General features: G+C 68.6%; 17 protein-coding genes and 2 pseudogenes. 13 read left to right on the forward strand and 6 right to left on the reverse strand.

Going from position 1 to position 22,954, the window contains the following annotated elements; translation table 11 throughout:
* The first annotated feature begins 127 nt into the window (after positions 1 to 127).
* From DWB77_RS01545 to DWB77_RS01565, 3 genes are all read left to right on the forward strand, one after another.
* Entirely contained in the window at positions 128 to 559 is a 432-nt protein-coding gene (locus tag DWB77_RS01545) for a cupin domain-containing protein (RefSeq protein WP_120719538.1), read from the forward strand.
* Between the two features lie 529 nt (positions 560 to 1,088).
* The gene (locus DWB77_RS01555) at positions 1,089 to 1,691 is read left to right on the forward strand and encodes a YdcF family protein (protein WP_120719540.1); all 603 of its coding nucleotides are present in this window, start codon (positions 1,089 to 1,091) and stop codon (positions 1,689 to 1,691) included.
* A gap of 336 nt (positions 1,692 to 2,027) precedes the next feature.
* Positions 2,028 to 2,801 (forward strand): hypothetical protein, encoded by a 774-nt coding sequence (locus DWB77_RS01565; RefSeq protein WP_120719542.1) that lies wholly within the window; start codon positions 2,028 to 2,030, stop codon positions 2,799 to 2,801.
* 961 nt (positions 2,802 to 3,762) lie between these two features.
* On the opposite strand, the gene DWB77_RS01570 is transcribed toward DWB77_RS01565, so the two are convergent.
* Both DWB77_RS01570 and DWB77_RS01575 read right to left on the reverse strand, forming a co-directional pair.
* Positions 3,763 to 4,317, reverse strand: a complete 555-nt coding sequence (locus tag DWB77_RS01570; RefSeq protein ID WP_162952332.1) for a hypothetical protein — start codon at positions 4,315 to 4,317, stop codon at positions 3,763 to 3,765.
* 649 nt (positions 4,318 to 4,966) lie between these two features.
* Positions 4,967 to 5,881: a methyltransferase domain-containing protein gene (locus DWB77_RS01575; RefSeq protein ID WP_120727239.1), complete on the reverse strand. Its 915-nt coding sequence runs from the start codon at positions 5,879 to 5,881 to the stop codon at positions 4,967 to 4,969.
* Between the two features lie 418 nt (positions 5,882 to 6,299).
* On the opposite strand from DWB77_RS01575, the gene DWB77_RS01580 reads away from it, so the two are divergent.
* Positions 6,300 to 7,286, forward strand: coding sequence for an MsnO8 family LLM class oxidoreductase (locus tag DWB77_RS01580; protein WP_120719544.1), 987 nt, complete (start codon positions 6,300 to 6,302; stop codon positions 7,284 to 7,286).
* Between the two features lie 372 nt (positions 7,287 to 7,658).
* A complete protein-coding gene (locus DWB77_RS01585; protein ID WP_120727241.1) occupies positions 7,659 to 8,948 on the forward strand; it encodes an FAD-dependent monooxygenase in 1,290 nt (429 codons plus the stop codon).
* Between the two features lie 372 nt (positions 8,949 to 9,320).
* On the opposite strand, the gene DWB77_RS39535 is transcribed toward DWB77_RS01585, so the two are convergent.
* Positions 9,321 to 10,387 (reverse strand): IS630 family transposase gene (locus DWB77_RS39535; RefSeq protein WP_428985094.1). Its coding sequence is split into 2 segments (ribosomal slippage): positions 9,321 to 9,941 and positions 9,944 to 10,387, totalling 1,065 coding nucleotides; the frame shifts between segments, so codons are not numbered across the junction.
* Between the two features lie 131 nt (positions 10,388 to 10,518).
* Between DWB77_RS39535 and DWB77_RS38615 the strand changes: the two genes are divergently transcribed.
* The 4 genes and pseudogenes from DWB77_RS38615 to DWB77_RS01625 all read left to right on the forward strand — a co-directional run bounded on the left by DWB77_RS38615 (position 10,519) and on the right by DWB77_RS01625 (position 15,052).
* A complete protein-coding gene (locus tag DWB77_RS38615; protein ID WP_246033344.1) occupies positions 10,519 to 10,797 on the forward strand; it encodes a hypothetical protein in 279 nt (92 codons plus the stop codon).
* A 911-nt stretch (positions 10,798 to 11,708) separates the two neighbouring features.
* Positions 11,709 to 13,391 carry a molybdopterin-dependent oxidoreductase gene (locus DWB77_RS01615; protein WP_120719547.1) on the forward strand — a complete coding sequence of 561 codons (1,683 nt, stop codon included), beginning with the start codon at positions 11,709 to 11,711 and terminating at the stop codon, positions 13,389 to 13,391.
* 327 nt (positions 13,392 to 13,718) lie between these two features.
* Positions 13,719 to 14,300, forward strand: a pseudogene (locus DWB77_RS01620) (sigma-70 family RNA polymerase sigma factor).
* The gene (locus DWB77_RS01625; RefSeq protein WP_120719548.1) at positions 14,297 to 15,052 is read left to right on the forward strand and encodes an anti-sigma factor; all 756 of its coding nucleotides are present in this window, start codon (positions 14,297 to 14,299) and stop codon (positions 15,050 to 15,052) included. Before DWB77_RS01620 ends, DWB77_RS01625 begins: the two are co-directional and overlap by 4 nt.
* A gap of 645 nt (positions 15,053 to 15,697) precedes the next feature.
* On the opposite strand, the gene DWB77_RS37465 is transcribed toward DWB77_RS01625, so the two are convergent.
* Positions 15,698 to 15,859 carry a hypothetical protein gene (locus DWB77_RS37465; protein WP_162952333.1) on the reverse strand — a complete coding sequence of 54 codons (162 nt, stop codon included), beginning with the start codon at positions 15,857 to 15,859 and terminating at the stop codon, positions 15,698 to 15,700.
* Between the two features lie 457 nt (positions 15,860 to 16,316).
* On the opposite strand from DWB77_RS37465, the gene DWB77_RS01630 reads away from it, so the two are divergent.
* The 3 genes from DWB77_RS01630 to DWB77_RS01640 all read left to right on the forward strand — a co-directional run bounded on the left by DWB77_RS01630 (position 16,317) and on the right by DWB77_RS01640 (position 19,244).
* Complete coding sequence (locus DWB77_RS01630; RefSeq protein WP_120719549.1) at positions 16,317 to 17,909, forward strand: molybdopterin-dependent oxidoreductase; 1,593 nt, start codon at positions 16,317 to 16,319, stop codon at positions 17,907 to 17,909.
* 101 nt (positions 17,910 to 18,010) lie between these two features.
* Positions 18,011 to 18,661 carry a fasciclin domain-containing protein gene (locus DWB77_RS01635; RefSeq protein ID WP_120719550.1) on the forward strand — a complete coding sequence of 217 codons (651 nt, stop codon included), beginning with the start codon at positions 18,011 to 18,013 and terminating at the stop codon, positions 18,659 to 18,661.
* Between the two features lie 94 nt (positions 18,662 to 18,755).
* On the forward strand, positions 18,756 to 19,244 hold the full coding sequence (locus DWB77_RS01640) for a peroxiredoxin (RefSeq protein WP_120719551.1): 489 nt from the start codon (positions 18,756 to 18,758) through the stop codon (positions 19,242 to 19,244).
* Positions 19,245 to 19,444: 200 nt separating this feature from the next.
* Here the strand turns inward: DWB77_RS01640 and DWB77_RS01645 are convergent, their stop codons facing one another.
* The gene (locus tag DWB77_RS01645) at positions 19,445 to 20,041 is read right to left on the reverse strand and encodes a fasciclin domain-containing protein (RefSeq protein ID WP_246033345.1); all 597 of its coding nucleotides are present in this window, start codon (positions 20,039 to 20,041) and stop codon (positions 19,445 to 19,447) included.
* Between the two features lie 457 nt (positions 20,042 to 20,498).
* On the opposite strand from DWB77_RS01645, the gene DWB77_RS01650 reads away from it, so the two are divergent.
* Positions 20,499 to 21,077 carry a DUF4383 domain-containing protein gene (locus DWB77_RS01650; RefSeq protein ID WP_120719553.1) on the forward strand — a complete coding sequence of 193 codons (579 nt, stop codon included), beginning with the start codon at positions 20,499 to 20,501 and terminating at the stop codon, positions 21,075 to 21,077.
* Between the two features lie 421 nt (positions 21,078 to 21,498).
* Here DWB77_RS01650 and DWB77_RS01660 read toward each other — a convergent pair.
* Positions 21,499 to 22,874 (reverse strand): annotated as a pseudogene (locus DWB77_RS01660) (IS1380 family transposase).
* Positions 22,875 to 22,954: the final 80 nt, after the last annotated feature.

Here is a 22,954-nt window from a genome sequence, read left to right on the forward strand (position 1 = left end):
CGACAGCGCACGACAGCGCGTGCGAGCATCTCCGCCCGCCACCACCAGAGGCGACGTGCGTGGCCGGTGACGCGCCGCCCGGTAGGCCCGTTGTGATGGCCCTCGCGGTGCGCCAGGATGTCTGCCCATGAGCGAGATTTCCGACCTGGTCGCCCTGCTTGACCTGCAACCGCACCCGGAAGGCGGGTGGTTCCGGGAGACGTGGCGTACCGGGCCGAGCGCCGTTCCGGATGGATATCCGGGGCAGCGTTCCTTCGCGACCGGCATCTACTACCTCCTGCATCCCGGTGAGACGTCCCGGTGGCACCGCGTGCGGTCGGACGAACTCTGGCTGTGGCACCGAGGCGGTCCTCTGACGCTCCGCCTCGGCGGAACCGGTGCCACCGCCGAGGAGGAGTCCGCCTCGCTCCTCGGACCTGATGTCGCCTCGGGGGAACGGCCCCAGTCCCTGGTACCGGCCGGCGCATGGCAGTGCGCGGAGCCGGCCGGTGACGAGCCGGTCCTGGTCTCGTGTGTCGTCGCCCCGGGCTTCGACTCCGAGGACTTCGAGATGCCGTAAGTGCCGGTAGCCGGTGCGGGGCGTCCCTGGTGTCCGTGGCGTCCGTGGCGTCCGCACCGGGGATGTCCAGGACGCCGGCGTGCCCGAGGTCGACGGCGTCCTTCAGCAACTCCGCGCCGACCAGGATCCATTCCCCATCCCGTATCGGCAGCGGGCGGGCGCCCGCCCGGGCGGCGACGAGGTGGCGCGGCACACACCCGCCTCCCCGGCCGGCCGTCCCGAGAGGGCCGGAAACAGGACGTGCGTGAGCAGTTGGCTCACCCCGACCGGGGCGAGGGCGCCGACGTCCGCCAGGCGCAGCAGCATGCCCAGCACGTGTGGCCCGGTCGGGGCGAGCTCGGCGACGCGGCTGGTCAGCCGCTCCCCCGCGGCATGGGGGGCTGTGGCGGGCAGGTACTCGAGAAACGGGGCCGCGGGTCACACACTGGCCGCCGTGTCGGCCCAGCAGCAGATGCGGGGCGTACTCCTGAAAAGCGGCAGCGCGGCTGGTTCCCCGTGGCTCGGCGCCGAGGTGCCCTAGAGTCGCCGCATGCTGCGAAGAACAGGGCTGGCGATAGCTGGGGTTGCAGCCCTGGCCTGGGGCGAGTGGTTGAACTGGCGCTGGTCTCAAGTTCTCGTGGGGGACGGCAGGGGCGCCTCCGAGGCCGTGGTGGTGTTGGGGTACCGGAATCCACAAGCGACGGCGAACCTGATCAACCGATGGCGAGTCCGTGCCGGAATCCGCTCATGCGCCGAAGGTGCGCATGCGACCTGCGTGATCTTCAGCGGCGGCGCGACCGGCGGCGGCACTGCGGAGGCCAAGTTGATGGCTGACTACGCGAAATCGGTTCTTGGGTTCGATGGCACAGTGCTCCTCGAGGACCGAAGCGCGACGACGTGGGAAAACATCACGAACGTCATCCCGCTGCTTGAGGACGTGGACGTGGACTGCATCAAGATCGCTTCTCAGCCGGCTCATGCGCTCAAGGCGCGAGCGTACTTGCGGCGGCAACGGCCCGATCTTGCGGAGAGGCTGGTGCGCGCTGACGACTACCGCCCTGGCGAGTGGATGGTCGTGAAACCGCTGCTGGCCCTATACGGACTTTGGACACTCCGCGGCCTCAAGGCCAACGAGCGGAAGGTCTTGCTGTAGACGGGCGCGCTATCGCGTGGCTCGCGCATGGTGGCTCGTGACCCGACAGGGCGGCAGATGATGCTGCATCCCGGAGCAAGGCAAGCTTCATGGATTGCCGGCTGACCGTTGCGGCGCGAGTGGCCGTCGGTTGTTCGCGCGTCGGAGTTTCTGGGCGGCCGTCGTCATGGTTGTCGTGGCCGGCTCCGCTTTCGTGGTCAGCCAGGCCTCGGCGGGCACCGTGCGATGCCCACCGGCCCGTGCCCAAGTCGGGCGCTCTGGCCGCTGTGCCGGGGCCGGATCCACGGGCGGAAATCATGCACGTCATGGCAGGCGATTGTGTCAGCATCGCCTGCCATGGAGAACTGGGACGAACTGACCATCACGGAACAGGTGCTGGTCCACCGCGCTGTCAACGGCACCAGTACTCGCGGCAGCGCGCAGCATGTCACGGCCGTGCTGCGCTGGGCGGGCGCGCCCGGGGTGCCCGAGCGCCGCCACGCCTTACCGGCGGAGGAGCTGGAGCGGGTACCGGAGCTGGCGACGGCAACGCTTCGGCTGGTCGCGCTGGAGTGGTTGACGGTGCGCCGGGCTCCGAGCAGCAGCTTCGTCCAGGAGGACGGCCCGGCGGTCACGGGCTTCGAACTGGAGCAGGTGGTGGCCGACCCGGCGACGTGGTTGATGCCATCGGGCAACGAGGACGACCTGCCCGCCCTCTCGCTGCGGGCCACCGCTGAGGGTCACCGCCGCTGGGAGGCCCGGGCGTACGCACCGGACGCCAGGCCAACCATCCACCAGCTGGACCTCACACAGGACGAGGACCGGATCCGGGTGTGTGCCATGGAAGCGAGCGGCTGGCTGACCGGCCCGTTCGGGGTCCTCGCCGATCTGGCGGGCGAGGAGCTGCGGGCGTACGTGGCGGCCCAACTCGCCCCGCTGCTCCGGCTCGTCCGCGCGGGCATGATCGAGGTGCTGCACGTCGCGGAGCCGGACGCCGAGGCGACAATCATCCCGCCGGCGGACCTGCTGGACGCTTTTGGCGACAGGGAGCTGCGCTGCGACGACGGCGACGACTGGGGCATCGGGTTCACCTGCGTCCTGATCCAGTCGCTGGCGAACGCGCTCCGTTAGCCCCCGGAAGCCGGAGCCCCGGAAGCACACCGAAAGCGAGCAGCCAATGTCACTTGGCAACCTGTCAGGACCGCTTGCTTACGGGTTCGAGGAGCGCCGACGGGTCTGTCGACGCATCGCCCCCATGGATCGGACATGGATCGGGCCTGGATCGGACATGCCGGAACGCCACCTATCGCGTCCCGGTGACCTCCGAAGGACTTGGGCTCAGGATGCTGCGCTCAGGTGGCGACCTCCGGGGGGGAGAGCGTCCAGGGGTGGGCTGCACTCGAACCGGAGGATCTGCGGGAGTGTGTGACTCCGCTGCTGCCCGCCGATCCCGAGCGTCATCAGCTCTGTCCCGCGCGATCGCGTTCGACGAACCGGCCGGCACTCGGGGCCTGATGTACGTGCTGCGAACCGGCGGACCGGTGTCATACGGCACGACATTGCAGCGGACGCTACGGACTGCCTCAGCATGACTGCTCGGCACCGACGACTGGCCGCGCCGAGGTCGGCGACCGGCCGGAGCCCCTCGAGGGCCTGCTGGCCGGCGTGCGGTTCAACTGCCTTCTGGGCATGGACAGTTGCGAGAGCGACCGCTATCACCACGTGGCACCCAAACACGAGGCACCCAAAGGGGATTGCATCGCCCCCGGCCCGCATGCGGTTTGGTTCCAGCGAATCGCGGGCGGCTGTTGTTGCGGTCGCGGCCGGGGTGGCGGTGAAGCCGTCACCCCGGCCGCGGTTGTTTCAGGGGGAATTACGCAATTCAGCGATGCGGGACGCTCTTTGATGGGTGATCAAGCACTGCGCGCTTCACGGTAGCAACCAGGCCAGCCCGGATCCCGCGCGAGATCGGAGCCACGAACGGCCCGGAGCTGTGCAGGGGGTCCTGCCTTCGCCGCTGCCCTCCCCGCAACAAACTTCAAGCGGCTTCCGTTCGATCGACAAGCTCCATGATCGATACGACAACGGCCCGTTACAGACTCGCCGTTGCGCTGTAGGCCTCGCTGGTGAACTGCCCGTTCCCGGTGCTGTCGAAGTATCCGAGAATCGCGCCCGATTTCCACTGACCGGCCTGATAGGGCGCCGTAACGGTCACATAGCACGATGTGCAGTTGTGTTTGGTGACATTGTTCTGGCTGACGCTGGATCCGTAGAAGTACAGGGCTGTCCCGAACGACAGTGTGGCCGCGTTGCTGTTGCAATACGCCCAGACCGTGGATGTCACGCCGGCAGTGCCGTGATACGGCTTGCCGGGGCTGACGGTGCAGGTGAGTACGGCCACGGAGGGGGCTGACCTGGAGACGGTCACTGTGCTTCCGCCGACCGTCATGGTCGCGCTGGTCTGACCGGCCGGCACGCTGATGGTGGTCGCGTGGGCGGAGTCGGAGGCGGCAGACGGAGCAGCCTGAGCGCCGGGGGCGCCGATGAGTGCGAAGGCGGTCATCGAGGCCACACCGAACAGGCAGCCCAACATTTTAGTGCGCATGCAACCTCGATCCAGAGAAGGAAAACCGAGCACCGCGGTCAATCACCGCAGCGCACAGCTTGATTGGGGTAAAACGGCCAAGCGCACCATGTACTACTCAAGGCGCCAGCCGCAGGGCAAGCGTCCTAAGGTACGGAAGTTTGCGATCTTCACGGGCCGATCACGAGCTAGATTCTGCGGGATGGCATCCATGCGGCGCCGTGATGTTTCAGGCCATTCTGTTTCCGAAAATGGTCCCGCCGGATTCACTTGCGCCGCCCTCGGCTACACGCAGTGAAGATCCATCCGGGGCTCCTCGGAACCTCCCCCCGAAAGCGCGTTGTACAAGGTTGCGTTTGGGCAGGTCAGGGTTGGCGGCCTGGTACGAGCAGGTCGGGTCCCCTCGCCGCGCGAGGTGGTGTGGGCCGTCACGCCGAGGGCGGCGCACCAAAGAACGCCAGGAGCACCTCGGACGTCTGGAGCGTTCCTGACGCAGCGCCGCTCCCGCCAGGGGCTGTTGCAGACGCAGGACAAGTGGGCAGCCAGCCTCGCGCGCGCGGCACGCGCTGCGGGTTGGGTGTCGGGGACCTTGGTCATTCCGAAGCAACTACGAACCATCCGGCGGCAGCCCATACCGCCCGGTTCTCCAGTACCTGCCTCTCAAGGCGGGGGCCGGACCAGGTGGCGCGCGGATCCCCCCGGCGTCACTGCCTCAGCAGATGCGGATCCTCTGGCGACCGTCGCGCACCGTGACCTGATAGCAAGCTTCGCTGTACGCCGGCCACGGCCCTTCGACCGTCGGCCAGCCGAGGTCGGTGAAGGGCCGCTCGGCGCGCTGTCCGCGCATCTTCATGAAGGCGACGCCAGTGACGAGGCGGCCGGCGCCCCCTCCCTGCCCGTCGGCGACGAGGCGAAGCAGGGCGTCATGGCCGAAGGGCCCGTGGAGCGGGGTGACGATGACAGCGCCGGGTGCGGCCTGGTCGAGCCACGCCCGCGGGATCTGCCGGACGGCTGCGGTGGAGATGATCCTCGTGTACGGCCCGCGATCTGGACATCCCCTTTCGCCGTCGCCAGTCACGACCGCCGGGCGCAGACGGAAGTCGGCGAGCGACCGTCGGGCACGGTCGGCGAGTTGTTCGTCGATCTCGATCGTCACCAGGTTCTCGGGGCGGACGCGTTGGGCCAGAAGTGCCGTGCTGTATCCGGAGCCGGTGCCAATCTCCAGTGCGGTGTCACTGGGGCCGGGGTCGAGGTGGTGCAGCATGTCGACGACGACCGCCGAGCAGGACACGGCGCTGGTGAACGGTGCGTCTGTAGGGCCGTCCTCGGGCCGTACGGCGCCATCGGCGACTTGCGTGATGAGGGAAGCGCGGGGCCGGTAAACGCCCTTGAGCCAGGCCCGTGGGCGCTCGTGACGGTCGATCACGTGATGCAGGCCGTCCGCACGCGGCGTCGGCCACCACACCCGGTCCGGCACGAAATGCTCGCGCGGCACCTCCAAGAATGCCGCACGCAGCCAGGGCCGGTCATTGAAGTGCCCAACCGTCCGGCCGTCGATCTCGGCCGCGCACGCGGCCCGCAGCTCGACCGCCAGTCTCTCCAGCTCGTCGGAAAGAGCCTCAATCATCATCCGGCTCCGGCTCCGGGGCCGGCATCGGGTTCCCGGGGTCGCCCGGGCTCGACGAGTCCCCGCCAACCTGCCCGTCCTGATCACCGCGGCTTCCACCCATGACGCTCCCCAAGACACCCGATCGCGCGCACCTCGACGCGATGACTTCACCGCAAGGGGACCAGCAACTACGCGGCGCCGCAAGCGAGTTGCGGATTGTGCGAATGCGCCGTACACCCCCTCCAGATCACAGCTACGATGCGCCGGCCCCAGCAGGGGCACGCGGGAGGGCGACGACGAATAGCGTCGGTCCCCCTGCTCCGCTTCCGCCGATTCCGGTGCAGGTCAACGCCACGCCTGGCGCTGGGAGTTCACGCCTCCCTCGCGGTCTCCGCCGCTGGGAACGCTCCGCCGATCCCTTCCCTATGCTGGCGGCATGATCAATGTGCCGATGTCAGCGCTGGAAGTCGCGGTGGTCGAGTCAGGGACCCGCGGCGTGGAGACCCTGCGGGACACCGCCGTCTTCGCTCGCAAGCTCGAAGCCTTGGGGTACCGAAGGATCTGGTACGCCGAGCACCACCATTCGCCCGCGATCGGTGCGTTCCCGCCCGTGCTCCTGATTGCCCACGCGGCGGCCTCGACGTCTTCGATCCGGCTCGGTTCGGGCGGAGTGCTGGCGCCCAACCATGCGCCCATCACGCTCGCGGAGCAGTTCGGAACACTGGCCGCGCTGCATGAGGACCGTATCGACCTGGGTATCGGCCGCGGCCCTGGAACTTTCGACGAGGCCACCGCGCGCGCACTGCGCCGCGGAGCGGGGTCGGCGACGGACCAGGAGTACCACGACGACGTCGCCGCGATTCTGTCCCTCCTGGTCGACGAAGTGGCGCTCGGCCTCCTGCCGGAGCCTTGGCTGCTGTGCTCCAGCACCGCGGGGGCCGCCCTGGCCGCGCGACTCGGTCTGCCGATCGCTGTCGCCCACCACATCCGGCCCGACACCACCTTCGCCGTGCTGGAGCGCTACCGGGCCGAGTTCGTGCCGTCCCAATGGTGTGAGCAGCCCCGGGTCCTGACGTGTGTGGAGGTCATCTGTGCTGAGACGGAGCAGGAAGCGGCATGGCGAGCCGGGCCCATGGACGTGGTGAAGGCCGGGCTGCTCAAGGGGCTGAGCGACATCCCGTTCCCCACCCCTGCGGACGCTGCGGCCCATCCCTTCACGCCGGAGGAACGGCAGGCGCTCGCCGGATTCCGTGCACAGCAGGCGTGCGGAACGCCCGAGACCGTGGTGCGCCGGCTCGCGCAACTGGCTGCCGAGACCGGAGCGGACGAACTCATGCTGACCACGCCTGTCTACGATCTCGACGCCCGCGTCCGCTCGTACGAACTCGTCAAGAGGTACTGCGAGGCCACGACAACCCCGTGAGGGCGCCACCTCGGCTCTCGTCATGCCGCAGTGCCGCAGTGCCGCTGTGAGCACACACGCCGCTCGCTCCCGCCCAACGCCTGGGCCCCAGGGGCGAGTTGTGTCCTGGAGCCCTGCGCCCTGCCGAAGTGACTGTCCGGCCCTGTCCGCGTGCGGGCGCGGAGGGGAAGCAGCACGGAATGGCCCTGATCGTCGCGGCTGCCGATCCGCACATGCCTCGCTCCGAACGAACGCGGGAGCGCGGACTTAATCTCCGTCGTGCCCGTGCCGATGAGTTGTGTGCCGATCCGCAGTCGATACGGCTGGACACACCCACAGCCGTGGGCCTGTGCTGGGGACGTTCCAGCCCAGGAGAAGCATATGGAGGCAGTGATGAGCGTCGACGACTCCGAGCAGGAGCGCACCATCCGGACCGGCGAACACGCGACGCGGGTGAGGGGCCCCAAGGTGTTGGTGGCGGGGGCCAGCATCGCGGGCCCCGCGCTGGCCCACTGGCTGCGCCGACGCGGGGCCGAGGCCACCGTGGTGGAGCGGGCTCCTGAGCTGCGGCCCGGCGGTCAGGCGGTGGACGCGCGCGGGGTCGCCAGGGAGGTCATCCGACGCATGGGGCTCGACGCGACAGTGCGCGCGGCATGCACCGACACCGCCGGAGCGCACACCGTGGACGCGGACGGGAAGGTGTTGGAGACCTTCCGCGCGGACGACGACGGCGGCGACGGATTCATCGCGGACATCGAGATCTTGCGCGGAGACCTGTCCCAAGTGCTCTACGACGACACCCGCGACGGCGTCGAGTACGTCTTCGGCGACCGGATCGCCGAGCTGGCCCAGGACGCGGACGGGGTCGACGTGCTCTTCGCGGGCGGCGACCGGCGGCACTTCGACCTGGTGATCGGGGCCGACGGGCTGCACTCCGAACTGCGGGCGATGGTCTTCGGTCCGCATGAGCGGTTCCTGCACCACCTCGGCCACATGCTGGCCTTCTACAGTGTGCCCAATGAGTTCGGACTGGACCGCTGGCTGCTTGAGTACCAGGATCACGAGTCCGGACGTTCGGCCCTCCTGCGGCCGATCCAGGACGCCGCCCGGGCGATGGCCATGTTCTACCTCCCGTCGCCCGACTTCGACGTCGACCACCGTGACGTCGCGGCCCAGAAGCGCCTGCTGCGTGAGCGGATGGCGGGTCTGGGCTGGCTGGTCCCGGACATCCTCGCGCACCTGGACGACACCCCGGACTTCTACCTCGACCAGGTCGCCCAGGTGGTGATGGACCGCTGGTCGAGCGGCCGGGTGGCGCTGCTCGGGGACGCGGCATTCAGCTCGTCGCCCATGTCCGGCCAGGGCACCGGGTTGGCGCTGGTCGGCGCCTACGTGCTGGCCGGGGAGCTGGCCGCCGCCGACTGGGATCCCGAGGCGGGGTTCGCCCGCTACGAGGCGCGGATGCGCTCGTTCGTCGAGGCCAACCAGGAGATCGGCCGTATGAACGCCCGCAGCCGCGACGTCCCGGGGGCGGACGCCGAACCGCAGCCCGATTTCACCAGCGCATGGTTCACCGATCTGGTCGGGCGCGCGATCAACGGCGTCGAGCTGCCGGAATACGGGGGGTTGCCTGACTCCGCGACCTCGGCCGGATCGCCGATCCCCTCCTCGAACAAGCCGTAGGCATCCCGCATCCCACGTGCCGAGAGGGGCCGCCCTCCAGTGGGCCCCGCTCGGCGACATTGCGCCGATGAGCTGACCTCCGGTCCCCCACGGTGCAGACAGGATCCAACCGCCCTCCCCGACCACAAGCCCGGCACCGCACCCAACCACCCCAAGGACACTGCCGAGTTGAAACTGCACACCACGATCTGCTCCGACACGACGTAACTCACGGCAGCGCAGAGCGCCGTCGCCACAGACCACCGACGCCGCCTCAAGGGCACGTCAGAGCCGACCGAGGTCAAACGCCGAGGATGTGACGCAGCTCTTCAGCACGCCCCGGCGGACCACAGCGCGGTTACTGAGGTTGAACTCGTGGTGTCGTGTCGTTGCTCAGGTGGGTCTGATGCTCAGGCCGGTCTCGGCGAGGCAGCCGTCGATGAGCTCGCTGCGGTACTGGATGTGCCGTAAGCCGCGTCGGATGCGCTGGACGAGGTGTTCGGGGGTGCTGAAGGCGACGTTGGAGAGCCAGCCGCGCCGCAGAAGGGACCAGATCCCTTCGACAGGGTTGAGATCGGGCGCGTAGGGCGGCAGGTAGTAGATGGTCAGCCAGTCCCGGGCTTCGGCGAACTCCCGCAGTCCGGCGGCCTTTTGGACGTTGAGGTTGTCCCAGACGAGCACGATCGGGCCGCCGAGCTGCTGGTGGGCTGCGATGAGCAGGTCGCGGTAGTCGCGCCAGGAGAAGCTCTTGCGTCCGTCGCGTCGGCCGTCGTCCCGGCGCGGCCGGTAGATCAGCCGGGACCGGTGTCCGGGTTTGTAGCAGGTCAGCGCCGCGATGGATATCCGTCTGCGGGATCGGCCCCGCACCCGCACCACCGGAGTCCGGCCGCGCTGCGACCAGGTCCTGGCCTGCGGCGGCGTCATGGAGAAACCGGCCTCGTCCTCGAAGACGAGCCAGGCTCCACGGGCCGCCGCGAGTCTTCCGCGCAGGGCCACACCTCCTTGACCCACCCGGCCACCGCCTCGTCGTCCCGCTCAATCGCCCGGCGGGCCGGCACCTGGCAGGACCAGCCGTTGCGCACCAGCAGCTTGCGCACGCCCTGGACGGTGTAGGTCAGGTGGAAGCGCCTGCCGATCACCGTCTTCACACGGCTCAGAGTCCAGCGTTGATCCTCCCAGCCGTGCGCGGCCGGCCCCTTGGCCAGCTCCGCCTCCAACTGGGCGAACTGCTTCTCACTCAGCCTCGGCAGTGAAGCCGGCCCCTGTGACCGCAGAGCCCGCGGACCGCCCTCGTCCCACAGCTGTCGCCATCGCTGCACCGAGCGGACGCTGACCCTCAGGTCCTTGGCGATCACCGAGCTCGCCTCGCCCTGCGCGAACCTCTCGGCCGCCTTGAGCCGTAACTCCTCGCGAAACTGCTGCCGTTCGGCCGTCAGCCCGCCCCCTTGTGGATACCGCATGCCCCGGTGATACCGCACGGGCGACAAGTAGTCAGCCCCTACGACACCACGAGTTCAACCTCAGTAACGCTGACAACGGCCACCTATCGGCCATTACAGCCTGGTGAGGCGCGCAACCCTACGGCAAGGCGGTGCACCGCATCTTCGCCTCGTGCGGCCAGGAGGCGTTCTTCGAGGGCCACGTCCACGCTCTCAGCGTGCTGGGCGGCGTCCCTCGCGGCAAGGTGCGCCATGACAACCTGCGGGCCGCGGTCGCCCCGGTGCTGGGCTTGTCGAGGGCGCGGGTGGAGAACAAGCGATGGACCGCGCGTGCCGTGGGGGGGGCGGGGCAGCGCTACAACCCCTATGGCCGCCATGGCCCGGCTGCCGCGGGCCTGCGGTCGGTACGAACTTTCCTTTGCGCTGTGTGACCGCGCCGACGCCGTCGATCGGGTCATGTGGACGGCAGTCGCACGAGCGGCAACCTGGCGTGTGATGGCGACCTGGATCAGACTTCGCCGTCCGCTTCTTCGGTACGTCGTGCACCGTGGCGTCCTCGACGCTTTCGCCGCGTCCGGCCCGCGCCGCCTCGACGGAGGCGTTGAGCGCGGCCATCAGGTCGACGACCTTCCCGGCCGACTCCGTTGTCTCACCCTCTACCGGCTTGGGCTGCCGGTGTTCGGCCTTCGCGGCCAGGATGGGCTGGTCTCCTGCCAGGGCGGCGAGCCGCGCCGCGGTCTCGGTGTCGGCCTGAGGCCCTCGAGCCGCTGCGCACCACCCCGTAGGGGTGCCATCAACTTGTCCAGCCTTACGAGACGATGACCGGGTTGTTCTGGGGAGAGCTCCTCCCCAGACCCGCCGCCGTCGTACCCGGGATTCGCTATTTCGGCCGAGGTGACGCCGCACGCCTTTTCTTCATCCGGCCTCATCTCAACCGAGACGGCGAGGTCAGTCACCCAGGAACCGTTCCCACTGGAGCGCGTCCCGGTAGCTCCCGCCAAGAAAAGATCTAGGAGTGCGCGACACCATAGGGCGCGAACCCGTTGCGGCGCAGCGCCCGCTGCGACGGCAGATTCTCCAAATGGGTGGACGCCTCGGCCCGGTGCCACCCGGAGTCCGTCCGTCATGACCCGCAGTACAAGCCCGACGGCGTGCCCGGCGTGCCCTTGGCTTGCTTCTTGGCAGTGAATGTCTCCTGAGGGCCTGTCCGATCAGCCTCGGGCGTGGGCGGCTAATCCTGCGGCCTCCGCGCGATCCGCTGCGCTGCGCGCCAGGGCCGTTCGTGTGGCTCCTGAGTCTCCCGGCATGCCTTGCCGCTGATCGGGCTGGTGTGCGGTGTCGAATGCTGGCTATGCCGAAGTCTTGGAGTGCCTGGATCCGTATCGCTCTGGCCGCGTTGAGTGGGTTGTTGGCCGGTTATGCGGCGTTGGCGGTCGCGGAGTTGGTGTCGGCTGCGGTACGCCCACAGGCGAGTCCGGTGGTGGCGGTGGGAGGTGCGGCGATCGACCGGACGCCTCCGCCGGTCAAGGACTGGGCGATCCGCCATTTCGGGACGAACGACAAACTGATCCTTCAGCTGGGCATTCTTGCCGTGCTGGCGGTACTCGCGATGCTGCTCGGGGTCATCGCGCTGCGCTATCGGCGGATCGGCGCTGCCGGGGTGCTGCTCTTCGGGATCGTCGGGGCGCTCGCTGCGACAAGCCGCCCGGACTCCAACGGGGCGGGGGACGCCCTGCCGTCAGTCGTCGGAGCGGTGGTCGCTGCCGGGCTGCTGTACTGGCTGATCGGCCGCCTGCGAACGCACCGCTCCGGCCAGGGCCCCGTTGCCGCTCCCACTGCCGGCGAGCCCCGCGCCGCCTCAACGGGCGACAGCGCCAATGCGGAGGCGTCCGGCTCTCCGGCCGCGCCCATGGCGGCCGATGGCTGGGACCGGCGAGGTTTCGTCGTGGCCGCCACCGTGGCCGCGGCGGCGTCGACAGGAGCGGGCTGGCTTGGCCGGTCGCTCAACGGCTCCAGTGGCCAGAGCGCGGTCGCATCCCGTTCGAAGGTGATCTTGCCCCAGCCTGCTTCTCCCGCTGCCCCTGTGCCCAAGGGGGCAGAGCTGCGGATCCCGGGGGTCAGCCCGTTCTTCACCCCGAACGGGGATTTCTACCGGGTCGACACCGCGCTGGTCGTCCCGAAGGTGGATGCGACCACCTGGCGTCTGACGATCCACGGGAAGGGCGTGACGCGGCCGCGCACGATCACCTTCGACGACCTGATCAAGGGCCGTGCCGGGGAACTGATCGAGCGGGACATCACATTGGCCTGCGTCTCGAACGAGGTCGGCGGCCCCTACGTCGGCAACGCCCGCTGGATCGGTGTGCGGCTCGCCGATCTTCTTCGGGAGGCGGGGGTTCAGCCGCCGTCGAAGGGCGGACCGGCCGATCAGCTGGTGGCCAGGTCGGTGGACGGGATGACGATCGGCAGCCCGGTCGAGGACGTCATGGACGGACGGGACGCGGTGCTCGCGGTCGGTATGAACGGGCAGCCGCTGCCCTTTGAGCACGGCTTCCCTGTCCGCATGCTCGTTCCCGGCCTGTTCGGTTACGTATCGGCGTGCAAGTGGATCGAGGACATTGAGCTGACAACCTTCGATGCCTACGACTCGTACTGGGTGAAGCGCAGTTGGGCGCGTCGGGGGCCGATCAAAACGGAATCGAGGATCGACACTCCCAAGCCGTTCGCCCGCCCGGCGCAGGGGACGGTGATGGTCGCCGGTGTCGCCTGGGCGCAGCACCGCGGCATCGACCGGGTCGAAGTCCGCGTCGACGACGGACCGTGGCAACAGGCGGACCTGGCCGCACAGGACACCACCGACACGTGGCGCCAGTGGTCCTTTCCCTGGAAAGCCACCACCTCCGGCAGCCACACCCTCACCGTCCGCGCCACCGACCGCACCGGCACCGTCCAGACGGAGAAACGCACCCCTACCATTCCCGACGGCGCGAGCGGCTGGCACTCCGTCGTCGTCACCGTCCAATAGCACCGGTCGACGTCCGTCCACCTGCGCGGCTTCGCCAACTTTTTTGCGTGTCACGGCGGTTGCGGCGTCCGCGGTCTGCTTCATGACGGGGCTGAAGAACAAGGGTTTCGTCCCGCCGAGTATACGAACACGTTGATCGGCGTCCGTCATTGCCGTGCCGGGCGTATCGGGGGCCATGACCGCTGCGCCAGCATGTGGCGGGCCAGCGGTGATCAAAGTTGGCCTGGCCTGTGCCAGGGCTACCGCACGGCCGCAAACAGGAGCAATCCGTGAGCACGCCGGCTTCGAATTACCCCTGCAGGCACCAATGCTCAGGAGAATCACCGCGTGAAAGAAATGGCGCACATCAGCGGCGTCCCTTCCGCTGGCCGACCTGCCCGAACTGCTGGGTCGCGTGGCCCAGGGCGACCAGCAGTCATTCAGTTCCCTCTACGACGCGGTGGGGGGTCCCGTACTGGGGCTGGTGCGCACCGTGGTGCGTGATCCGGCCCAGTCCGAGGAGGTGGCTCAAGAGGCGCTGATCGATGTGTGGCGCACTGCGGCCCGCTACCAGCCGGAACGGGGCGGGGTTATGAACTGGGTCCTCACGCTGGCCCACCGCAGGGCGGTGGACCGGGTCCGCTCGGCGTAGGCGGCCAGTGAGCGCGAGCACAAGGCGGCGCTATTGGAACAGACCCCCACCTTCGACGAAGTGACGGACAAGTCGAGGCGCGGCTTGAACGCCAGCAGGTGCGGCGCTGCATGCGCACCCTGACGGAGCTGCAACGCCAGTCGGTGACGCTGGCTTACTACCGGGGACTGACTTACCGGGAAGTCTCCGAATTGCTGGCCGTGCCGCCGGGCACGGTCAAAACCCGACTGCGCGACGGACTGATCCGGCTGCGCGACTGCCTGGGGGTGGCCGCATGAACACCGCCGAACTGCACACGCTCACTGGCGCGTACGCGCTGCATGCGCTGTCAGATGAGGAGCACGCGACATTCGAGCGGCATCTGAGAGCGTGTGATGCCTGTGTTCAGGAGGTGCGCGAACTCGCGGCCACCGCAGGCAAGCTGGGACTTGCTGTCTCGGTTGTCCCACCCCTCGAATTGAAGGATGCGGTACTGCGGCGGATCGCGGCGGTCCGTCAGGACCCCCCGCAGACGCCGGCCCCGGCAAGGACGACGGGCCGCCGGTTCCGCCCGGGACGCTGGTCGCGCTTCGCGCTGGCCGCGTGCCTGGCAGCAGCGGCCGGCCTGGGCGGCATCGCGGTCTGGCAGCACCAGCGGGCCGACGACGCGCAGCAGCAGGCACGTGCGGCGCAACAACAGTCCGAGCAGCTGGCACAGGTCCTCGCAGCCCCGGATGCGAAGGCCACCACCGGCACGTTGAAGGACGGCGCGACCGGCACACTCGTGGTCGCCCACAGCAGGAACCAGGCCGTGTTCGTCGCCTCCGGGCTGCCCCACCCGCCGGACGGCAAGGTCTACCAACTCTGGCTCAACGATGCGGGCACCATGCGCCCGGCGGGTCTGCTGACTCCGTCCCGGACCACTGAAGCAGTCCTGCTAGCGGGTCCGGTCAACCGGGCGTCGGGGATGGGCATCACCGTGGAACCCGCCGGCGGCTCACCTGCGCCGACGTCCGGCCCGCTCGTGCTGATGAGCTTCGCCACCACCTGAAAGCCCGGCGGAGTGACTGTCTCGGGAGTGCGGTTCACCCCGGAGCTTCCGGTGCATGACTCTCAGGCGCTGTCCGTTTTCGTGTCCCTGTAGGGCACGGGTGGGTCGGCCCGTTCGGCCGCCCACAGCGATGGGCGGCAGGCTGTCGGCAAGGAGGCGGCCGGCGAGGCCGATTGCGGTGAACGCCAGGACCGCCTCAGCACGGTTGAGCGGGAGGCCTCGCGACCCTGCGGCCAAGGAGAACGCCCAGGTCAACACGTTCTGCTGATCGGGCTGGATCAGAGGGATGGTCGCCGGGCCCGGCGGTGCGGGGCCAGCGGGAGGAACCCGCTGGTGTGGGCCACGTATGCGCTGTAGTCGGGCCGCCCGACATGCGCCGCTCAAGGAGTTCCCTCGCCTCTGCCACGGGTGACGAGGAAGGACATCACCACCGAGGCGATCACGGTGGACACCGCTGCTGCCGGGGCGTCGCACACCGGCAGACACAGGCCCCACCACATACAGGGGCCCGGGGGTGCTCGTATACGGCAGTGGGGTGGGGGACCGTCGCCATGGCTCTTCCGGGCACTCGATCGCCCGCGAGCAAGCGTGGAGGCGGCCAGGTCTACGGTCCGGCCGCCTCTTGGCGGGTGGTTGCCTGGGGCGTCAGTGGGCAGCGGCCCCGAACTCGGCATGCTGGCTCCGGTGTGCGTAGTCGGGGTCTTCGGGGGGCGGCACAGGGAAGCTGATTTTCCGGGCCTCTGATCGTGCCTGCGCCATCAGAGCATCGAACTCCTGATCAGTCATCGCCATCACCTCGCGCACCATGGGGTCACCTGTGATTCGTGGCCGCCGGCGCGTCGGATTGGCACTGGACAGGAGGAGACGAAGCGAGGAAAGCGGTCACTTCACGCACAGCCAGTAACGGGTGTTTGAGCGGCAACGTGCGTGGTGCTTGCGGCGCCGGACCCCGTGCAGGAGGGATGACGGCTTCTGTCATCGCGTCGATGGAGCCCGGCATCCGATACCCGCCAGGAAGGGGGCGGCCCTCACTGCGGCCGCGGTTACCGGCACTGGCGGAAACGTGCCGCTGCCGCACAGGGGTCGAACCCGAACAGCTCGTGCGGCACGGCGCACTGACGCTTGGACACCTCGCGCATAGTCGGGGAACGAGTCTTCAGCAGCACTCGCCCGATGACTGTTGCTATGTCAGCCCAGGACGTGCGGCAACGCGTTGGGATGAATGACCAATCCGGCTACCCACCGGCTCCGAATAGGAGCCGTGATGAAAATTCTGAGCAGAGGGGTCCGCCTCCCGCTGGCGGCTGTGTCCGGTCTGCTCGCCGGGCTCGCTGCGCTGGCGGTCGCGGAGCTGGTGTCGGCCGCGGTGCGTCCCGAGGCCGGCCCGGTCATCGCAGTCGGGGGAGCAGCGATCGACCGGACACCGCCCGCGGTGAAGGACTGGGCGATCCAGCACTTCGGCACCAACGACAAGTTCGTCCTGCAACTGGGCATTCTCGTCGTACTCGGTCTGCTCGCCCTGGCGCTGGGTGTCGTGGCCCTGCGCTACCGCCGTGTCGGCGCCGCAGGCGTGCTTGCTTTCGGAGTGGTGGGCGCGCTCGCGGCCACCGGCCGGGCCGACTCCACCAGTGCGGCCGACGCCCTTCCCTCAGTGATCGGTGCCCTGGTGGCGGCTGCCCTGCTCTACTTCCTCATGGGCCGTCTCGCCTCATTGCCTGCTGCCTCGGCAGCAGTTGGTGACGGCATCGATGGCCGTGAGCCAGCCGGTTGGGACCGTCGGGGGTTTGTCATCGCGGCGAGTGCCGCTGCCGCCGCCTCGGCCGGGGCAGGGCTGCTGGGCCGCTCGCTGAACGGTTCCCGTGGCCAGGACGCTGTCGCCTCCCGCGGCAAGGTCATCCTGCCGCGTCCCGCATCACCGGCCGCTCCCATCCCTGCGGGAGCTGTGCTGCACACCCCCGGAATCAGCCCGTTCGTGACACCCAACAGTGACTTCTACCGGGTCGACACCGCTTTGGTGATCCCCAAAGTGGATGCCACGACGTGGCGCATGAAAGTCCATGGCAAAGGCGTCACCCGCCCCCTGTCCCTCACATTCCAGGATCTGTTGCAGCGTCAGCTCGTCGAGCGGGACATCACGTTGACCTGCGTCTCCAACGAGGTCGGCGGCCCGTACGTTGGCACCGCACGCTGGATCGGGGTTCCGCTTGCCGACCTGCTCAAAGAGGCCGGAGTGAAGCCGCCGTCACGAGGCGGCTCGGCGGACCAGCTGGTGGCTCGCTCGGTGGACGGCATGACGATCGGCACGCCGGTCGAGGACATCATGGACGGCCGTGCCGCGCTCCTCGCCCTCGGAATGAACGGCGAACCCCTCCCCTTCGTGCACGGTTTTCCCGTCCGCATGGTGGTACCGGGGCTCTACGGCTATGTCTCGGCGTGCAAATGGATCCAGGACCTGGAACTGACCACGTTCGACTCCTACGACTCGTACTGGGTCAAGCGCTCCTGGGCCCGTAAAGCGCCGATCAAGACCGAGTCGCGCATCGACACCCCGAAGCCGTTCGCCCGCCCCAAGCCCGGCACGGTCATGATCGCCGGAGTCGCGTGGGCCCAGCACCGCGGCATCGACCGGGTCGAGTTACGCGTGGACGACGGCCCGTGGATGCAGGCCGACCTCGCCGCCGAAGACACCAAGGACACCTGGCGCCAGTGGTCCCTGCCCTGGAAGGCAACCTCCGGCGGACACACCCTGACCGTCCGCGCCACTGACCGCACCGGTCAGACGCAGACCGACCGGCGCACACCCACCATCCCGGACGGCGCCAGCGGATGGCACTCGGTGGTGGTCACCGTGGACTGACTCATCCCTGTCGCAGTGACCCTTTGCATCTGCCGTGCGCAGCAACCTGCCGCGTCCGCACGGTCTGCCTCATCTATCTCATCTATCTCTTAGGAGCTCTCATGAACGCCCTCCATTTCCGCCGCACCGCGATTGCCGTCTCCGCCGCCGCCGTCCTGCCCTTCGCGCTCAGCGCCTGTGGCGGCGACAGCAGCAAGAAGGACAGCGCCTCCTCGTCGGAGGTCGCCACCCCGCCGTCGGCCTCGCAGTCCTCCGCCGCGGGCGACTCGTCGATGACGGACAAGCCGTTCGGCTCGGCGTGCGCCTCTGTGCCCAAGGACGGTGCGGGTTCGTTCGACGGCATGGCCAAGGACCCGGTCGCCACCGCCGCCTCCCACAACCCGGCACTGTCCACCCTGGTCGCCGCGGTCAAGAAGGCAGGCCTGGTCGACACCCTCAACAACGCCCAGAACATCACCGTGTTCGCCCCCACCAACGACGCCTTCGCGAAGATCCCGAAGGCCGATCTGGACAAGGTCCTCAACGACAAGGCCACCCTCACCAAGATCCTCACCTACCACGTGGTCGGCCAGAAGCTCACCCCCCAGCAGCTGGAGAACGGCTCCTTCGACACCCTGGAGAAGGGGAAGGTCACCACGTCGGGCTCGGGCACCGCGTACAAGGTCAACGACAGCGCCAACGTCGTCTGCGGCAACGTGCCGACCGCCAACGCCACCGTCTACATCATCGACTCCGTCCTCATGCCCAAGTAGCCTCTGCGCCAGCGTTGTCGAGAAACGACTCGGGGCAGGCCGCACCGCGGCCTGCCCCGTCGCGCCATCCACACGTCTTTCAGGAGGACCGACCATGGCATCAGTTCCCGCCCCGGGACAGCCGCCGCCGGACTTCGCCCTCCCCGGAGGCATCCTCACGGAGGGCTCCTTCGTGCGGGGTGAGTACTGGTTGCGCGCGGAACGCAACCGCCCCCTGGTTCTCGCCTTCTACCCTGGCGACGACACCCCGGTGTGCACCCGGCAGCTCTGTTCCTACTCCAGCGGGCTGGAAGCATTCGCCCAATGCGGCGCGGACGTCTGGGCCATCAGCCCACAGTCGCTGGACAGCCACGAGACCTTCGCCCGTAAACACCAGCTCGCCATGCCGCTACTAGCCGATACCGAACGCGTGGTGGCCCGCTCCTACGGCATCACCGCCCCAGGAATCGGACTGCGCCGGTCCGTCTTCCTCATCGCCCCTGACGGCACTCTGTCCTGGAAACATGTCACCCTGCTCGGCGCCACCTTCCCGAGCGTCGACACCCTGACCCAGCAGCTCAGCCTGCTCCAAGAGGAACGCTGACCAGCGCGCGGTCCATCCCAGACAGGAGCCGTTCCGGTGTCCCGTCTGGAACGCTTCCTGCCTCCTGGGCGTAACGGGCCAGCTCCTCGGTTCGCGCGTGTGCGAGGCTGATCAAGTCTCCCGGGGCCGCAGGCCGCGCTCTGCGGCCAGAGTGCGATTCGCCCCCTACGGCGGATCAACGCGGCCTGCGGGCCTGTGGGTTACTTGCTCGTCATCATCCCGGGGGGCATGAGCAGGGAGTCGATGATGTAGACGGTGGCGTTCGCGGTGGACACGTTGCCGCAGACCACGTTGGCGGTCTTGTTGACCTTGTAGGTCGTACCCGACCCGGACGTGGTGAGTTTGCCCGTCTCCAGGGTGGTGAACGAGCCGTTGTTCAACTGCTTTGGAGCGAGCTTCTCACCCACCACGTGGTACGTGAGGATTTTGGTCAGTTCTGCCTTATTGGCCAGGACCTTGTCCAGGGTGGCCTTGGGGACCTTAGCGAACGCGGCGTTGTCCGGCGCGAACACGGTGATGTTCTTCGCGTTGTTCAGGGTGTCGACGAGCCCCGCCTTCTTGAGCGCGGTCACCAAAGTGGAGAGCGCGGGGTTGTGGGAGGCGGCCGTTGCCACCGGGTCCTTGGCCATACCGGCCAGGCTGCCCGCGCCCTGCTTGGGTACGGACGAGCACGCGGGTCCGAACGGCTGCGTGGCCGTGTCCGCGGCGTGGGCTGCCGGGGCCAGGAGCGCGACGGAGAGTGGAAGAGTGAGCGCCGCTGCCCAGATGGCGACGCGAGGCTTACGAGTGGCAGTCACTGGATTCTTCCCTTCGGAGGGGAAAGGCGGGCCGCAGCCCGTTACACCTGCCCAGCCCGGGGGCCGGGGCGCATCCGCGGCCGGGTCCAGCCGTCCGGGGGCCACGCCATGGGGGCGCTCCTCATCCAGACCAGAAAACCCGGTGCGTATTACGCACACCCTCATTATCTGCCACTACCCGGCGCAGTTGTCGACCGGGGAACGGGACAGCATCAGTTCCGGGTGGCAGGTGGGCCCGGGTCGGCGCAGTAGGAATCCACCCGAAAAACCGAGCGTCTTGCACCAAGCGAAGCTGCGCGCGGCAACGAATACCAGTTTGAGCGGGGCGCGCTGCCGCATCCGTGAGTGCGGGACCGTTTACGGCAGCGGCCTGGCTCGCTCACCCCACCGCTCCGGGCTGGATATTGCGGCTGGGATATTCCGATTCGGCACCCGCGGGGACGAAGGAGCCAGGGACATGGCTACGATCCGCAGTACGCATCTGAGACTTCGGCGGCACGTGGTGCTGGATGAGCACCTTCCCGTCGACCACCGCCTGAGCCGCTTCTACCGCGTCGGCGCCGGGGCCGCAGCCCTGTTCCTGGTCACGTTCGGCATCCTCGGGCTCATCGACCAGATCGGCTTCTTCAGTACGGGCGCCAACACGGTCTTGGGCCTGAACAGCAACGGCGCGCTCAGCGCCGTGTCCATCGCGGTCGGCGCCCTGCTGCTGGCCGGCGCGGTCCGGGGCGGCAACACAGCGTCCACCATCAACATGTCCACCGGGATTGCGTTCCTGCTCGCCGGGTTCGTAAGCCTCGCGGTTCTGGACAGCCGCTTCAACATCCTGGCATTCCACCTCCAGAATGTTCTGTTCAGCTTCATTGTCGGGATCATGCTGATGACCTTCGGCATGTACGGGCGCGTCAGCGGCACCCTCCCCCACGACAACCCCTACTGGCAGGCACGACACCCAGAAGAAGAGGGCCCGCGCGCCGCCCACTGTCCTGTGCCGACAGAGTCAGCGCCGAAGCCGCGCGACGTCCGTTCTCCCTGATCACCCATTGCAGCAAGGTCGAGGTTCCCTGCCTGGAAGCGTTCGGCTATCCAAGCGTCCGCGGTGGCGACCCGTTCGCCCTTCGCGGAAGTGGAATGGGACAAGGTCTTCGCCGCCCAGAGGCGCCGCACGGCCATCGCCGTCCGGATCACGTCCCGCTGCACGTTGATCCAGAGAGGCGCCGAGTCCTACCGCTGCCGGGCCACCGAGGGCGGGAAGGCCGGGCGAGGCCTGGCACAGTGACGTTTTGTCTATCTAGCCTCGATCTTTCGTGACGGTCCGTCGGTTCCTACCGGCGGACCGTTTCGGTTGTTCGGGCTGTTGGTGGTCAGGCCGATGGCCCGGCTGTCGCGTCGGGTGGGCGCCGGGTTCCACGGCTCCGGTCGGGGTGGTGCTGCTTGCAGGGACGGGAAAGTGCTGGTCAGCCGGGGCTGGGGAGAGCTTCGAGCCGTGCCAGGGCGTCGGTGATCACGTCGGTCCAGGGCCAGTGGCGGGCGAATCTCAGGTGCCGGCAGCGGGCGGTCGTGACGAGCTGGGCGGCGGCTGAGAAGAGGCGGAGCCGGAGGCGGCGGGGCTCCCACCTCGGGTTTTTCCGGTCAAGGCGAGCATGGGCATCCACGCGAGGAGATCGAGTGCGAGCTGGACGATCTCCAGCCAGATCTGGTTCTGCGCGGTGTCGTGCAGGGGCAGGTTGCGCAGGCCGGTGGCGCGGGCGGCACGGATACGGTCCTCAGCCCGTGCGCGCTGGCGGTGCCGCAGTTCGAGCGCGGCAATCGGGACACCGGTGGTGTTCGTGGCGAACGCGGTGAGCCGCAGTCCGTCGGCGTCGGTGAAGCGCAACTGGGCTCCGGGGTGCGGTCGTTCCTTGCGGACGATCAGCCGCATCCCCTTGGGCCAGCCCCCCAGGACATCGCCGGTAAGTTCGGCGACCCAGGCGCCGTCGCGGATCTCGCCGCCCGGCTCGACGGCCACCGTCCACGCGGCGGGCGGGACCTTGAGCACGGCCTCGTGGATGGCGTGGGTGATGGGCATGCCGACCGAGTAAGACAGCCACCTTCCCCGCTGCGCGAGCCAGGCTGTGAACTCGTGAGTGCCGCCGCCGGAGTCGGTGCGGATCAGCGTCTGGCGTCCACGCCGGTATTTCTTTGGCAGTTGGGCCAGGGCGAGTTGGGCCGTGGTGATGTGGTCAGCGGCGGTGTTGCTGCCTGCGTTGCACGGCCTGAGCAGGCCGGCCACCGGCTCCCCGCTGCCACTGCTTCCGTGATCGACGAAGGCCATCAGGGGATGGTGTCCGAAGGTCTTCTTCCAGGTCGCGGTGGCGTCCTGCTTCTCGGAGTGGGCCAGCACGAGCACACCGTCCAGGTCCACGATCACCTGCCCTGCGGCATCCGGGGCCGCGTTTCTGGCCACGTTCCAGACGTGTTCGCGGGCTTGGGCCCGCGCGGCCCGTATCGCGTGAAGGGCCTTCGGCCCAGCGGCGGCGAGGGTGTCGATGAGGCGGGAGACCGTCGGGTCGGAGGCCACCGGCCCGAACACGGCCGGCTCGGCCCGCAGCATCCCGACATCCGCGAGGCAGTACCCGCCCAACGCGACCGCGAGGGCCACGTCCAGCAGGACCTTGCCCGGATCGTGCACCGCCCGCGGGCGCCGCCACGGCGTCAGCGCCGTCGACATCGCCTGGTCCAGCCCGGCCTTGCGGACGGTTTCGACCAGCAGCACGGCCCCAGCCTGGGACACCACCGCATGACCGCCGCCCTCAATGCGGACGCGTGGATAGGACCCGATACGCTTCTTCACCTGGGAAGTGCCTCCGGCGGTGGCAGGAACAAGGACCTCGACAATCCTCATTCTTGCTGGTCAGGGGCACTTTTCGCTTA

It is taken from the genome of Streptomyces hundungensis, from assembly GCF_003627815.1.
Lineage (GTDB): Bacteria > Actinomycetota > Actinomycetes > Streptomycetales > Streptomycetaceae > Streptomyces > Streptomyces hundungensis_A.